The organism is Thermoactinomyces sp. CICC 10523 (genome assembly GCF_016055105.1).
Lineage (GTDB): Bacteria > Bacillota > Bacilli > Thermoactinomycetales > Thermoactinomycetaceae > Thermoactinomyces_A > Thermoactinomyces_A daqus.
Map to the genome: position 1 here is coordinate 107,767 of NZ_JAECVX010000007.1, position 12,617 is coordinate 120,383.

Genomic DNA, 12,617 nt, shown 5'->3' on the forward strand with positions numbered 1-12,617 from the left:
ATGACCGATGTCCCTGATCATGTACCAATACCCGAAGTGCGGAACATGCCGGAAGGCCAAGAAATACCTGGAGGAACACGGCATTTCGTTTACCGATAAAAATATCGCCGAGGAGCCGCCTTCGCGTGAGGAACTGGAAAAACTGATCAAAAAGAGCAGTTTGCCGATCAAAAAGTTTTTCAACACCAGCGGGCAAAAATATCGCGCCCTCGGATTGTCGCAAAAGCTGAAAGAGATGAGTGAGGAAGAAATGCTGGATTTGCTCGCTTCCGACGGCATGCTCATCAAGCGCCCGATCGTGACAGACGGCAACAAGGTGACGGTTGGGTTTAAAGAAGACCTGTATAAAGAAACGTGGGGTTAGAAAGAGGTAACATCCTCGACCGTCATTCGGTCGGGGTTTTTTTGTGCACGAGGTACAAGTGGCGTACATACACTTTCCATAGCATTGTCGTTACTTACTGCGAGGAGGAACGAATTGTGTATAATATTCCCTATCTGCAAATATCGCAAGCACTGGATACGCATCTGGTTCAGGATATCGCCCACGCGATCAACGGAGAATACAGTGCGATTGCCTGCTATGCCCAACTGGCAGAATTGGCGGATACTCAAGAGGAAAAAGAGCGTATTTCAGAAATAAGAGAAGATGAAATCAAACATTATCGTGCCTTTTCCAATATTTATTTTCAGCTTACGGGTAAACAACCGGAACCGAAGATCACGGAAAAATGCCCCGATAACTTTAAAGAAGGATTAAAGTTTGCAATCAAGGATGAACAGAAAACGGTTGACTTTTACCTGGATCTGGCTGACCGGACAAGAAACCGGAATATAAAAAGAGCGTTTCAGCGCGCCGCAGCAGACGAACAGAATCACGCGGTCTGGTTTTTATATTATTACACATTGCAATGTTGCGGATAATTTATAGAAACCGGTGTGTTGATTGATTAAATACGGTACGGTATTAAATTCCGTCAAGGCGACAAGAGTCCAAGACTCATACCGGAAAAACGAAGCCTCCTGTTATAGTGGGGCTTTGTATTTTTTAGGAGTGAAAGTGATCCCGTTGCCTGTTTAATGCGATGGCAGCGTTGAAAATTCCGGAGCATGATCAAGCGAAGCAGATGTTTTTCGTGATCGGTTGTGTAAGATAAAACGGAAATAGGCACAATAGAAAGGGAGGTGTGAAATGGGGATTCATGTCGCCGGGCATTTGCTCAAACAGCTGGATATTTGGGGATGTCAGCGAATTTACGGTGTGATCGGGGATGCCAATCTTGATTTGCTTGGCGAACTGGCGAAACAGTCCGGGGTGAACTATATCGCATGTCGTACGGAAATGGGAGCTGCGCTGATGGCCTCGGCAGAAGCGAAATTGACAGGAAGGCCTGGCGTTGTTCTGGCGACAAGCGGTCCGGGGATCGTTTCGCTTTTGAATGGATTGGCGGATGCCGCGGCTGACGGTGTTCCGGTACTGGCCATCACCGGTCAGGTGGAGCGAAGCAAGTTGGGAACGGGCAGTAAACAGGAAATCGACCAGCAGCGGTTAATCGAGCCCATCGCCCTCTTTTCCGCACTGGTCGCTGACGGGAAAGGATTTTCCACACAGTTGAATCTGGCCTTCAAAGCGGCGGTAAACCGGGGCGGTGTTGCCCATTTGTCGATTCCCAAAGAGATGTGGCGGGAAGCGACGGATGAAATCTTTTACCCGAATCCGCCGCTTATGCCGCCGCTCCAGCCGCAACCTGAGGTGATGGCAGAATTGCTCTCCCGGCTGGGGCAGTCGACGCGGCCTGTATTTTTGGTGGGGCGGGGGATTGCCGGAGCAGAAGAAAAGGTGATTCGCCTCGCAGAAACGGTTCAGGCGGCGATCATTGCGACGATGCCGGCGAAGTCGCTCATACCAAATGATCACCCTCTGTTTGCCGGCGGATTGGGACAGGCGGGCAGCCAGTCGGCAACGGATCTCCTGCAGATGGCGGATTTATGTGTGATCCTGGGAGCAACCTGGTGGCCGCAAGCGTTTGTGCCGCAAAAGATTCCGGTGATCCAGGTGGACCGGATCCCGGAGAATATCGGGCGAACGCGTCCCTGTGTCACCTCGGTGGTTGGCGATGTGTCGTATGTGGTGGAGGTTTGTTTGCAGGAGATGCCGCAGAAGGATCAGGCGGAGTGGATGGAACTGATTCAAAAGCGCAAACAGAGCTGGCAGAAACGGATCGAGGAGGAAACCTCGCCTTCGGCCGGCATGCTTACCCCTGCCAGGCTGATGTCTGCTTTGGGCACGCTTGTTGATCCGCGGGCAGTCATTGTCCTTGATGTCGGAGACCATACTCTTTGGTTTGAACGAACCTTTCCCTTAAAGCAACAGGAAATTCTGATCTCCGGGAAGTGGAGGACGCTCGGATTTGCCCTGCCGGCAGCAATTGCCGCTGCTCTCAATCATCCCGGGCGTCAGGTGATTGCCATCGTCGGTGACGGGGGTTTTCCGGTGACGATGGCTGAGTTGGCCACGGCAGCTGCCCGCCGTCTCCCGATCAAGCTGGTTTTGCTGAATAACGGATGTTACGCGATGGAGAAAAACCGCATGAAAAGCGCCGGTTTGCACACGCTTGGAGCTGATTTGGACAATCCGGATTTCGTGCGTCTGGCCGAAGCGTTCGGGTTTAGCGGATATCGCATTCAGAAGGAGCAAGACTTGCCGCTGCTAAAAGAAATGATCGCGATTGACCAACCGGCACTGGCCGAAGTGATCTGCGCAGATGGGATGCTTCCTCATACGCGGATTTAGGGAAAGACTTTGGCGTAGTAAATGACAAAAGATCTCAATTTATAATTAATATAAATTAGTATTGACTTTAATCTGGGGGCGTGTTATTTTTAATTTGTACCAAACAGGCCTTACCCGCTGTTTAATGCTAATCCAAATTGGGAAAGGTAAGTTTGGATCAAAAGTATACTTAATCTGAGGAGGTTATTCTCGTGGCACATCGTCTTGTAGGATTGCCAGCTCCCGATTTTGAATTGGAGAGCACCAAAAATCTTGAAACGCTTGACGAAAAGGTGCGCCTCTCCGACTATAAAGGAAAATGGCTCGTTCTGTTCTTCTATCCGCTTGACTTCACTTTCGTATGCCCGACGGAAATCACTGCGCTTTCCGATCGCTACGAAGAGTTTGCCGATCTTGATGCGGAAATTCTCGGTGTAAGCACCGACAGCAAATATTCTCACCGCGCTTGGATCAACACTCCGCGCGATGCCAATGGTCTCGGTAAAATCAATTATCCGTTGGCTGCGGACACCACCCATAAAGTAAGCCGCGACTACGGCGTTTTGATCGAAGAGGAAGGAGTTGCGTTGCGCGGGTTGTTCATCATCGACCCGGAAGGCATTGTTCGTTATCAAGTCGTGCATGACAACGATATCGGACGCAGCGTTGATGAAACCCTGCGCGTATTGCAAGCATTGCAAATGGGTGGACTGTGCCCTGCCAACTGGAAACCGGGGGATAAAACCCTTTAATCTTCACATCGATTCCGAGGGCCTAACTAGTGCGTTAGGTCCTCTATTTCCATAAAAGGGGAGGCTGAAGAGAATGGCGTTGCGTTTGCGTACGGAAATGCCCGAAATCAAAGGGATTACGGAATGGGTCAACGGCGAAGTGACCAATGAAGATCTGAAAGGACAACCGGTGATCGTTCACTTCTGGTCCATCAGCTGCCACATGTGCAAGAAGAGCTTGCCGGAAGTGAACAAGATGCGTGAAGAGTATCCGCAAATCAAGTTTGTCGGGATTCACATGCCGCGTTCGGAAAAAGATACAGATGTGGACGCAGTCAAAGAAACCATAGTAAAATACGAACTGAAGCATCCGCAAGGGATCGACAACAGCCACAGCGTCGTGGATGCTTTTGAAAACGAATTTGTTCCTGCTTTTTATCTGTTTGATGCCAACGGATTGCTCAGACACCGCTCTGCGGGCGAAAAAGCCCTGTCGATGTTGAAACGTCCGTTGGAACGCGTATTGGGAGAACTTGAGTAAGCGGAGGGTCCGACATGAATTTGCCAAAAGAGCTGCGTTATTCAGAAGAACATGAGTGGGTACAGCGCCTGGAAGGAAACAAAGTGCGGATCGGGATTACCGACTTTGCGCAATCGGAATTGGGAGACATCGTCTTTGTCGAATTGCCGGAAGCAGGTGCCGAGCTGAAAGCCGGGGAGCCCTTTGGCAGTGTTGAATCGGTTAAGACCGTCTCGGAATTGTATGCGCCGGTCAGCGGAAAAGTGTTGGAGGTAAATGCTGCTTTGGAAGGGTCTCCGGAAAACGTAAACGATTCTCCTTACGAAGACGGCTGGATGATTGTTGTGGAAATGGCGGATTCTTCCGAACTCGAAAACCTTCTTGACGCTGAAGGTTACGAAAAAGTGGTCAGCGAATAAGTTGGCTGACAGACTTTTCGCCCCTGTGGGAACTGTTGCCAGGCTTTGGCCGGCTGTCGGTCCTTCAGAAGGGGCGTTTTTGTTTTTCTGTGGACGGATTGCCACCATCGCACTCGGTTTGGCAGATTGCAAGGATGAGAGAAGAATTTTTGAAGGAGATTACATCGTTTCATATGGTTGCTGGTTTGCACGGAAGAGGCAATCGTGAGTTTGTCGGCGCACGGGAAGGAAATGGCAGTCTATTTTCTTTGGTATAGGTTGTTTTGAACTTACTGATTTGTGGTAAAATATATACACATCCATCGATTCTTGATCGGATCTGGAGAATGGATGATCCCGATCATGAGTGGGAACAGGAGGGAACGCCCATGAGTTACTGCTGTGGAGCTTCAACGATTGGTTTTATCGGGTCTTACCGGCAGCAGTCCGTCATGGTGCATCAGGTGCCATTGCTCTATTGCCCGGTATGCCATGATGTGCAAGTTCATCCTGCCGTAAAGGAAGAGTTTGAGCTGGTGGTAGATTATGCGAAGGAAGATCGCGTCAGAGAGGTAACCCTCCGTGAAACGATTACCCCCGAAATGATCGAGGAATGGAAAGAGTACGGAATCAGTTTTCAAGAAGATGCCGATTTTGAACCGATTTTGCGTGAACAAATCGATCATTCGCTCGATCTGCTCCGAGTTTCCAAGATTTTGAATGATAAAGAGTGGGGAGAAGAACTGAAAAAACGTTTGAAAGTGCTTACAACGCAATTGAAAAAACTGGAAGAGCAAAAAGAGGAAAGCAGATAGACAAAAATGGAACCCGGATTGGCCCCGGGTTCTTTTTCATTGGCGCTTGATTTCGGCCAGGATTCCATCCAACACTCCGCGCCAGGCCGCCAGTGTGGCGTGCGCCACTTTTTCGGCCTGCCCGATCTTGACCGGATCTTCCCCGCACAGGGTGAGCAGCAAATTCTCCGCGATCGGGGCCCGTTTGTTGGAGCTAATCTGGGTATGGCGATTGAGAAAGTAGATGAGCCGCTCTGAAACGGAGATTTTGGAAAAGCTTTTGGCCAGACGGGCATACAGTTCCGGCACCAAATATTCGTATCCGTAGCAGAAGGCAGAGGCGACTTCATGCAACTGACCATTGCCGGCAAGTTCAAGACACTGCTTGGTGAAATCAGCGGCAGAAGGCGGGATTTCGCTCTGAAACAGCGACTCGACCGGATGGTAGCCAGCTTGCAACATTTGCAGGTATGTCTCAATCGGATTCGTGTCTGCTTTCATTTCCTCCATGGCTTGAAAATAAATTTCAAAATGGCTGGCATAGTTGCCCTTTCCGTCTTTGTCGGTTTCTTCCCAGACGGCCAATTCATTGAGAAAGCGGGCAAATGAAGCATTTGTCCGCGGCAGCCAGGGCAGGGAGACACAAGTGAATGACTGTTGCAATTTTTTAAGCAAAGACATATAAACCCATACCACAAAAATATGGTGCTTCATAAAGATTCGCACATTTCCCTCTGTATGGAGATGCGACAGCAAAGCGTGAGTCAAAATTTCCTTGCGGGCGGCTTGAAGTGATTGGGTTTCTAACGTTTTCAACGGTTTCTCCTCCCGGTTTTGCGATTGATCAGCTCCGAATCCCATCCCCCGACTCGCTCGCGGTCAACGGGATTCTCCGTTTATGTTCGCATTGGATTGATCAACAGGTGATGATATCAGTGAAATCAAAGGATATTTTAACGTATTCCTGACATTGTTACAATTTGCGCCGCTAAGCAATCAGGTCTTTTCGGCATAACCCGGGATGAAATCTTGAAATGAGGAAGGAAAGGCGGGCATGATGCCCCGGCTTGTGACGCACTTTACAGAAAAAGCCCTCCAAGTCGGGATTGGAAGGCTTTCAGATCGTATCGGCAATTCGGAGAAAGGTCCGGATCTGATTGATTAACAGATTGATCGCCACTTGGTTGTGACCGCCCTCAGGGATGATGAGATCGGCGTAGCGCTTGCTCGGTTCGACAAATTGCAGGTGCATCGGGCGCACAACATTTAAGTATTGTTCCATCACCGATTCAAATGTTCGCCCACGCTCCTGGATATCCCGCTCGATCCGCCGCAAAATCCGCACATCAGCATCGGTGTCCACGAACACCTTAATATCCATCAGGCTGCGCAAACGTTCGTCATCGAGGATGAGAATCCCTTCGAGAATGATGACATCCCTGGGATTGAGAACGACGGTTTCCTTGGCCCGGGTGTGGAGCTTGTAATCGTAAATCGGTTTTTCAATGGGACAGTAATTTAAAAGCTGCTGGATGTGGGAGTACAAAAGATCATTGTCAAAGGCGAGCGGATGGTCGTAATTCGTTTTTTTTCGCTCTTCCAGGGTGAGGTGGGATTGATCTTTATAGTAGGAATCCTGCTCCAGGTAAACCACCGATTCAGCAAACTGCTGAACCAGTTTTTTGGCTACGGTCGTTTTTCCCGAACCGGTTCCTCCGGCCACTCCAATTACTACGGGTCTTGTCATAAGTCGCTTCCCTTCCTATAGCAATAAAACCCTATATTTTACTGTTGAGATCATATCAATATTATAGTTTTATTGCAAGTTAAACATTGTTCCATTAAAAAATGATTAAGTCTATGTGAATGGAGTGCCGAGGATGAGGGGACGTGATGCCCCTTTACGAAAAAAAGCCAACAGACCGTTTTTGATCTGTTGGCTGTTCCGGTTCAGTCGGCGAATCTGGGACCGGATTGGCGGATGGAATCGCTCACATTTCTAAAGGATGCGAAATGCTGATGGAAGCGCTTGGCCAGTTCTCGCGCTTTTTGATCATATTCCGCTGGGGCGGCCCAGGTATTGCGCGGGTTCAGGATTTCGGCAGGCACGCCGGGACAAGAGACGGGAATTGAAAGGCCGAAGATCGGGTCTTCGATATATTCCACATCGCGAAGCTGCCCTTTGATTGCGGCATGAACCATCGCGCGGGTAAAACGGAGATCCATCCGGCGGCCGATTCCGTAAGGTCCTCCCGTCCAGCCGGTATTGACGAGATATACTTCCACCTGATGCTCGGCCACTTTTTTGCCCAGCATCTCAGCATACATTTCTGCCGGGCGAGGCAGGAAGGGAGCTCCGAAGCAAGTGGAGAAAGTGGCTTCGGGTTCTGTCACGCCACGCTCGGTTCCCGCCAGTTTGCTGGTGTAGCCGGACAGAAAATGGTACATGGCTTGCTCCGGTGTCAGTTTGGAGATCGGGGGCAGAACGCCAAAAGCATCGGCGGTTAAAAACAGAATCACGCTGGGATGCCCGCCGCGCCCCTCTTTTACCGCTCCCGGGATATAATCAACCGGATAGGCAGCACGCGTGTTTTCCGTAAGTGTGTCATCCTTGTAATCCGGGGATCGGTCTGCTGTCAGCACCACATTTTCCAGCACTGTGCCAAAACTTACGGCATTCCAGATCTGCGGCTCTTTCTCGGGATTTAAACCGATGCACTTGGCGTAGCAGCCGCCTTCGATGTTAAATACGCCCTGGTCTGACCAGCCGTGTTCGTCGTCTCCGATCAAAAAACGCTCCGGGTCAGCGGACAAGGTGGTTTTGCCGGTGCCGGAAAGCCCGAAGAAGAGAGCGACATCTCCGTCTTTTCCCATGTTGGCGGAGCAGTGCATCGGCATTACCCCGTATTCCGGCAGCAAATAGTTCATAACGCTGAAAATCGACTTTTTCATTTCCCCTGCATATTCCGTCCCGGCGATCAGCACCATGCGACGGGCAAAGCTGATTGCGATGACTGTTTCCGAGCGGGTTCCAAAGACGGCCGGGTCTGCTTTAAAACCGGGGGCGCAGATGACGGTAAATTCCGGGTTATGCTGTTGCAGCTCTTCTTTTGTCGGTCTGACAAACAATTGATGAACAAACAGATTATGCCAGGCGTATTCGTTGATCACGCGTACCGGAAGGCGGTAGGTTGGATCTGCTCCGGCAAATCCGTCGAAAACAAAAACATCTTTTTCCATTAAGTAATCTTGCATGTGTTTGAAAAGAAGTGCAAATGTTTCCGGTTCCATCGGCTGGTTGACCGGTCCCCAGTCAATCTGTTCCTTGATTGATTCGTCCGCTGCGATATATTTATCCTTGGGGGAACGTCCGGTAAAAGAGCCAGTCGTGGCCCGTAAGGCACCGTTCGCTGTGAGAACCGCTTCATTTCGCTTGAGTGCTTGCTCGACCAGTTCGGCGACAGTCAGCTGATAGTGCACTTTGGCGCCAAGCTTAAAGGTTGAGCCGCTGTTTGCGGGAATTACCATACTCATACGTAACATCCACCTTTTTTATTTTTGCAATTTTATGTTGGAATCGCGATTTATGATATACCGAATCAATAAATAGTATAACATAATGGTATACAGATGGTGAATATGTTATTTTTAATTGCCGCTGATTCCGAATCGTGATGAACCAAATGCCGAATCGGGCGATGCTTGAAAAAACGTTTATATTTAATTGGTTTGGGAATAAGATGGAAGTAATATGTGGAGATTGTCATAAAGCTTAAGGAAATTGTTTCTAGGTATTAATACCCATTGACTTTTACAAAAATAAATGGTACCTTTGTACAGAATGAATTCCACTTCGGGAGTGTTATAATGAGCGAGTTAAAGGAAGGGGCCGTCGTACAGGGAGAGGTGATCTCTACCAAACCATTTGGTGCGTTCGTCAAGCTTGAGTCGGGTGAAACCGGTTTGGTTCACATCTCTCAGATCTCGACAAAGTATGTAGAAAAAGTTGAAGACGAATTGCAGGTCGGTGCGGTAGTCAAAGCAAAAGTGCTTTCGATTGATCCGTCAGGAAAGATTTCCTTGTCGATAAAGGCGCTCCAGGATGACCGTCAGCGGGAACGCAGAGGCGGCGATCGTCGCGGTGGACGGAAAAGCCCTGCTGATTTCGAAGATATGATGAAAAAATGGATGAAGAGCAGCGAAGAACGCTTGAGCGCACTTGCGGCGAAGCAAAGAAGAAACCGATAGAAATTAAGAGAGCAACATCTTCCAGAGGGGAAGATGTTTTTTTATGCCTGCATCCTTGCCGGGAGAATCTGAACTTTACATCGGAAGCGCCGCACAACCCCGGATGGAAGTTCAGGCAATCGCAAAAGGGGAAGAGGTGCCTCTCTGCTGACTGACCGTTCGGAACGCAGTGATGTTCAGGGAGGCACCATGACCTGGCCTGCAACATGCTTTCACGGGCCTGGAATGGGAGGGACCGAACTGATTTGCTTCATTTATCGGGTTTACCTCTTTTCGATTATGACCAGCGAAGGGGCTTGCTTCCGATTGATCAGCTGTTGCCACAGCACTTGATAGGATTTCGGACATAAGCCTGTGGCAAAACGGATGACGTGGTCCGCTTCCTCCTGGCCGCCGGGATGTCCGGTATACAGTGCACAGGTGAGAATGCCGCCGGATTTGAGCCAATCCAGTGCCGTTTGCAAGGCGGGAATGGTTGTTTCTTTCCGGGTGATGACGGATGAATCCCCGTGTGGCAAGTAGCCGAGATTAAACATGGCGGCATGAATCTTTCCTTTCAATCGGGGGGGAAGTTCCTCTCCCATCCGATGATGGCTGGCATGAAACAAACGAACCTGTTCCAGCTGTCCCGCTTTTTCCAGACGGCACCTTGCTTGTTGCAGGGCGGCTTGCTGAATGTCAAAGCCGAATACGGCTCCGGACGGCCCGGTTGTTTCAGCCAGAAAAAGGGTATCATACCCGTTGCCGACCGTTCCGTCAATCGCGAAACCGCCGGGAGGCAAGGCTTGTTTTATGTAGTGGCGGGCGCTTTGCAAAATGGAAGGGAGGATCATGACGGATCACTCCCTGATGTTGCCCGGAAGCTGAATGCCCCGCCGCGGCTGTGCTTTTTTCCCTTGCCAGGTATTGCGGCGTTTCAACTCATCGTCGATCGCGTTGAGTACTTCCCATTTTTTTGTGCTCCACATCGGACCGATGAGAAGGTCAGGTGGTCCGTCACCGGTCACGCGGTGAATAATCACGTCGGGAGGAAGGATCTCCAGCGAATCGACAACAAGGCGAACGTACTGGTCTTTTTCCAGGAATTGCACCAGCCCTGCTTCGTATTGCTTCACCATCGGCGTGTTCTTCAACAGATGGAGCAAATGGATTTTAATGCCCTGAATATCCATATGGGCACAGGCTTCCACCGTCTGCATCATCATCTCTTCTGTTTCCCCCGGCAAACCGTGGATGATGTGGGCGCATGTATAAATGCCGTGGCGCCGGAGTTTTTCCACACCTTCGACGAAGCAGGCAAAATCATGACCGCGATTGATGAGCTTTGAGGTGGATTCGTGGATGGTTTGCAGACCCAGTTCGACCCAAAGATAAGTGCGTTGATTCAGTTCAGCCAGATATTTCACGACATCATCCGGGAGGCAGTCGGGGCGGGTGGCAATGGCCAGACCGACCACTCCTTCCTGCTCCAGGATCGGCTCGTACATTTCTTTTAAGACTTCCACCGGGGCATACGTGTTGCTGAATGCTTGAAAATAGCCGATATATTTGGCGTCCGGCCATTTGGTGTGCATTCGGTCTTTCACTTCTTGAAACTGTTTTAATAAATCATCGCGCCGGTTGCCGGCAAAATCACCGGAACCGCGGGCACTGCAGAAGGTGCAGCCGCCGATGGCCACTTTTCCGTCGCGGTTGGGACAAGTGAAGCCGCCATCCAGAGCCACCTTGAACACTTTTTGCCCGAACAGGCTGCGCAGATGATGGTTCCATGTATGGTAACGTTTATCTCCCCACAGACGAGGAGCGGTTGTTGGCATCTCTTCGTGCATGACGATCATCCTTTATTCTTCTGAATCTGTTCCTATTATACATGATTTGCGGCTGGCATGCTTCTTCATCAAGTTCATGATCGTTTTTGGAAATTGAGTTACAATATAGATTCGGGTGACTCACTAACATCGAGGGAGTGAAGAGCGTGGTTAAACTGGTTGTCAGTGATTTGGACGGAACCCTTTTAAATGAGGAAGGAAAAGTCAGTGAGGAAAATAAACGGGCCCTTCGTTTGGCTGAGGAACACGGCGTGCAGGTGATGATTGCGACGGGCCGTCCCTACCGCTCGGCCATGGAAGTGGTCGAGGAAGCGGGATTGAAATGTCCCTTGATCTTCTTAAACGGTGCCTGTATCCAAACCCGGGACGGAGAGAGGATTCAATCGATTCCGCTGGGTCGGGAACAGGCGGAAATGCTGCATCAAAGGTTTGAAGAGATCGGCATTTACCATCAGGCTTATACGGATCAGGGATTATATGCCAGCCGTCGAGGCTTTGATCTTTTAAAAGTGGAACTGGATCGGGTGAAGAGCGCAAACCCTGAGGTTGACCCGGATGTTTTGAAATCAGCGACCATTGACCGCTTGAAACATTATTGTGTGTCCGGGGTACATGTTGAAGATGCTCTGCAAAACCCCGATGCGTCAATCTATAAAATCCTCGCTTTTTCCATGGAACCGGATAAGCTGGAGCAAGCCCGGAAAAAGGCGGAAGAACTAAGCGGCGTCATTGTGACCGCCTCTGCCGAAAATAATATCGAGGTGAACCATCCCGAGGCGCAAAAAGGAAAGGCAGTGGCTCTCTATGCCGAAAAGCTGGGGATTCCGCTTGAACAGGTGATGGTGATCGGAGATAACCGCAATGATTTGTCGATGATGAAGATTGCCGGTTACAGCGTGGCCATGGGCAATGCCGATGATGAAGTGAAACGCGTCTGCAAATACGTAACCAAGTCCAACTCGGAACACGGAGTCGCCTATGCCATCGAAAAGTGGGCGCTTGCCAAAGCGTAAACCATATTGGAACGCAGATACACCACCTGAAAACACTCAAGGCTGGGTCCGCGGGTTCCTGATCCCGGCTGCATTGACTTCACAGAAAAAATTCACACCGCCGACTTCCGGAAACGAGCGATCCGGCGGGCGGCGGTGTTTTATCACTTCACGAGAAAGAGACCTGTGACTTCAGTTTGGGGGATGAGAGAACTTCAGGCGGGGATGTTTCCACTCTCAAAGCCTGACATCCTTGTTCCAAATGACAATGGATAAGATTAAATCTCACCTTCGGTTGTGATTGTGAATTGTGAGATGTATTTATGTATTTA

Annotated in this window: 14 protein-coding genes; 9 read left to right on the plus strand and 5 right to left on the minus strand. The window is 49.9% G+C overall.

Annotated features, from left to right (window positions below; genetic code table 11):
- Window positions 1-7 precede the first annotated feature (7 nt).
- From I8U19_RS10515 to I8U19_RS10545, 7 genes are all read left to right on the plus strand, one after another.
- A complete protein-coding gene (locus I8U19_RS10515) occupies window positions 8-364 on the plus strand; it encodes an arsenate reductase family protein (RefSeq protein WP_033100108.1) in 357 nt (118 codons plus the stop codon).
- Window positions 365-480: 116 nt separating this feature from the next.
- Window positions 481-924, plus strand: coding sequence for a ferritin family protein (locus tag I8U19_RS10520; protein WP_235281618.1), 444 nt, complete (start codon window positions 481-483; stop codon window positions 922-924).
- A 268-nt stretch (window positions 925-1,192) separates the two neighbouring features.
- Window positions 1,193-2,794 carry a thiamine pyrophosphate-binding protein gene (locus I8U19_RS10525; protein WP_198055872.1) on the plus strand — a complete coding sequence of 534 codons (1,602 nt, stop codon included), beginning with the start codon at window positions 1,193-1,195 and terminating at the stop codon, window positions 2,792-2,794.
- 191 nt (window positions 2,795-2,985) lie between these two features.
- Window positions 2,986-3,525: a peroxiredoxin gene (locus I8U19_RS10530; RefSeq protein ID WP_033100109.1), complete on the plus strand. Its 540-nt coding sequence runs from the start codon at window positions 2,986-2,988 to the stop codon at window positions 3,523-3,525.
- 79 nt (window positions 3,526-3,604) lie between these two features.
- Window positions 3,605-4,045, plus strand: coding sequence for a TlpA family protein disulfide reductase (locus I8U19_RS10535; RefSeq protein WP_033100176.1), 441 nt, complete (start codon window positions 3,605-3,607; stop codon window positions 4,043-4,045).
- Window positions 4,046-4,059: 14 nt separating this feature from the next.
- Complete coding sequence (gene gcvH / locus I8U19_RS10540) at window positions 4,060-4,443, plus strand: glycine cleavage system protein GcvH (protein ID WP_033100110.1); 384 nt, start codon at window positions 4,060-4,062, stop codon at window positions 4,441-4,443.
- A 368-nt stretch (window positions 4,444-4,811) separates the two neighbouring features.
- A complete protein-coding gene (locus I8U19_RS10545) occupies window positions 4,812-5,237 on the plus strand; it encodes a hypothetical protein (RefSeq protein ID WP_198055873.1) in 426 nt (141 codons plus the stop codon).
- A gap of 36 nt (window positions 5,238-5,273) precedes the next feature.
- Here the strand turns inward: I8U19_RS10545 and I8U19_RS10550 are convergent, their stop codons facing one another.
- From I8U19_RS10550 to pckA, 3 genes are all read right to left on the minus strand, one after another.
- Complete coding sequence (locus I8U19_RS10550; RefSeq protein ID WP_160173817.1) at window positions 5,274-6,032, minus strand: DUF3050 domain-containing protein; 759 nt, start codon at window positions 6,030-6,032, stop codon at window positions 5,274-5,276.
- A gap of 301 nt (window positions 6,033-6,333) precedes the next feature.
- Entirely contained in the window at window positions 6,334-6,963 is a 630-nt protein-coding gene (gene udk, locus I8U19_RS10555; RefSeq protein ID WP_033100112.1) for a uridine kinase, read from the minus strand.
- 203 nt (window positions 6,964-7,166) lie between these two features.
- On the minus strand, window positions 7,167-8,750 hold the full coding sequence (gene pckA, locus I8U19_RS10560; RefSeq protein WP_198055874.1) for a phosphoenolpyruvate carboxykinase (ATP): 1,584 nt from the start codon (window positions 8,748-8,750) through the stop codon (window positions 7,167-7,169).
- A gap of 333 nt (window positions 8,751-9,083) precedes the next feature.
- Here pckA and I8U19_RS10565 point away from each other — a divergent pair, with 333 nt between their 5' ends.
- Window positions 9,084-9,464 (plus strand): S1 RNA-binding domain-containing protein, encoded by a 381-nt coding sequence (locus tag I8U19_RS10565; RefSeq protein ID WP_033100113.1) that lies wholly within the window; start codon window positions 9,084-9,086, stop codon window positions 9,462-9,464.
- Window positions 9,465-9,727: 263 nt separating this feature from the next.
- Here I8U19_RS10565 and mnmM read toward each other — a convergent pair whose 3' ends face one another.
- Window positions 9,728-10,297, minus strand: coding sequence for a tRNA 5-(aminomethyl)-2-thiouridylate-methyltransferase MnmM (gene mnmM, locus I8U19_RS10570; protein WP_033100114.1), 570 nt, complete (start codon window positions 10,295-10,297; stop codon window positions 9,728-9,730).
- A gap of 6 nt (window positions 10,298-10,303) precedes the next feature.
- Window positions 10,304-11,293 (minus strand): tRNA modification radical SAM protein MnmL/YtqA, encoded by a 990-nt coding sequence (gene mnmL, locus I8U19_RS10575; protein ID WP_052154031.1) that lies wholly within the window; start codon window positions 11,291-11,293, stop codon window positions 10,304-10,306.
- A 146-nt stretch (window positions 11,294-11,439) separates the two neighbouring features.
- Here mnmL and I8U19_RS10580 point away from each other — a divergent pair, with 146 nt between their 5' ends.
- A complete protein-coding gene (locus I8U19_RS10580) occupies window positions 11,440-12,306 on the plus strand; it encodes a Cof-type HAD-IIB family hydrolase (protein ID WP_033100115.1) in 867 nt (288 codons plus the stop codon).
- Window positions 12,307-12,617 lie beyond the last annotated feature (311 nt).

Excerpts from the sequence above, each read along its gene's own strand:
- I8U19_RS10515 (WP_033100108.1), top strand. The coding sequence starts at position 8 with ATGTCCCTGATCATGTACCAATACCCGAAGTGCGGAACATGCCGGAAG.
- I8U19_RS10525 (WP_198055872.1), top strand. The coding sequence starts at position 1,193 with ATGGGGATTCATGTCGCCGGGCATTTGCTCAAACAGCTGGATATTTGG.
- gcvH (WP_033100110.1), top strand. The coding sequence starts at position 4,060 with ATGAATTTGCCAAAAGAGCTGCGTTATTCAGAAGAACATGAGTGGGTA.
- I8U19_RS10545 (WP_198055873.1), top strand. The coding sequence starts at position 4,812 with ATGAGTTACTGCTGTGGAGCTTCAACGATTGGTTTTATCGGGTCTTAC.
- udk (WP_033100112.1), bottom strand. The coding sequence starts at position 6,963 with ATGACAAGACCCGTAGTAATTGGAGTGGCCGGAGGAACCGGTTCGGGA.
- pckA (WP_198055874.1), bottom strand. The coding sequence starts at position 8,750 with ATGAGTATGGTAATTCCCGCAAACAGCGGCTCAACCTTTAAGCTTGGC.
- I8U19_RS10565 (WP_033100113.1), top strand. The coding sequence starts at position 9,084 with ATGAGCGAGTTAAAGGAAGGGGCCGTCGTACAGGGAGAGGTGATCTCT.
- mnmM (WP_033100114.1), bottom strand. The coding sequence starts at position 10,297 with ATGATCCTCCCTTCCATTTTGCAAAGCGCCCGCCACTACATAAAACAA.
- mnmL (WP_052154031.1), bottom strand. The coding sequence starts at position 11,293 with ATGCACGAAGAGATGCCAACAACCGCTCCTCGTCTGTGGGGAGATAAA.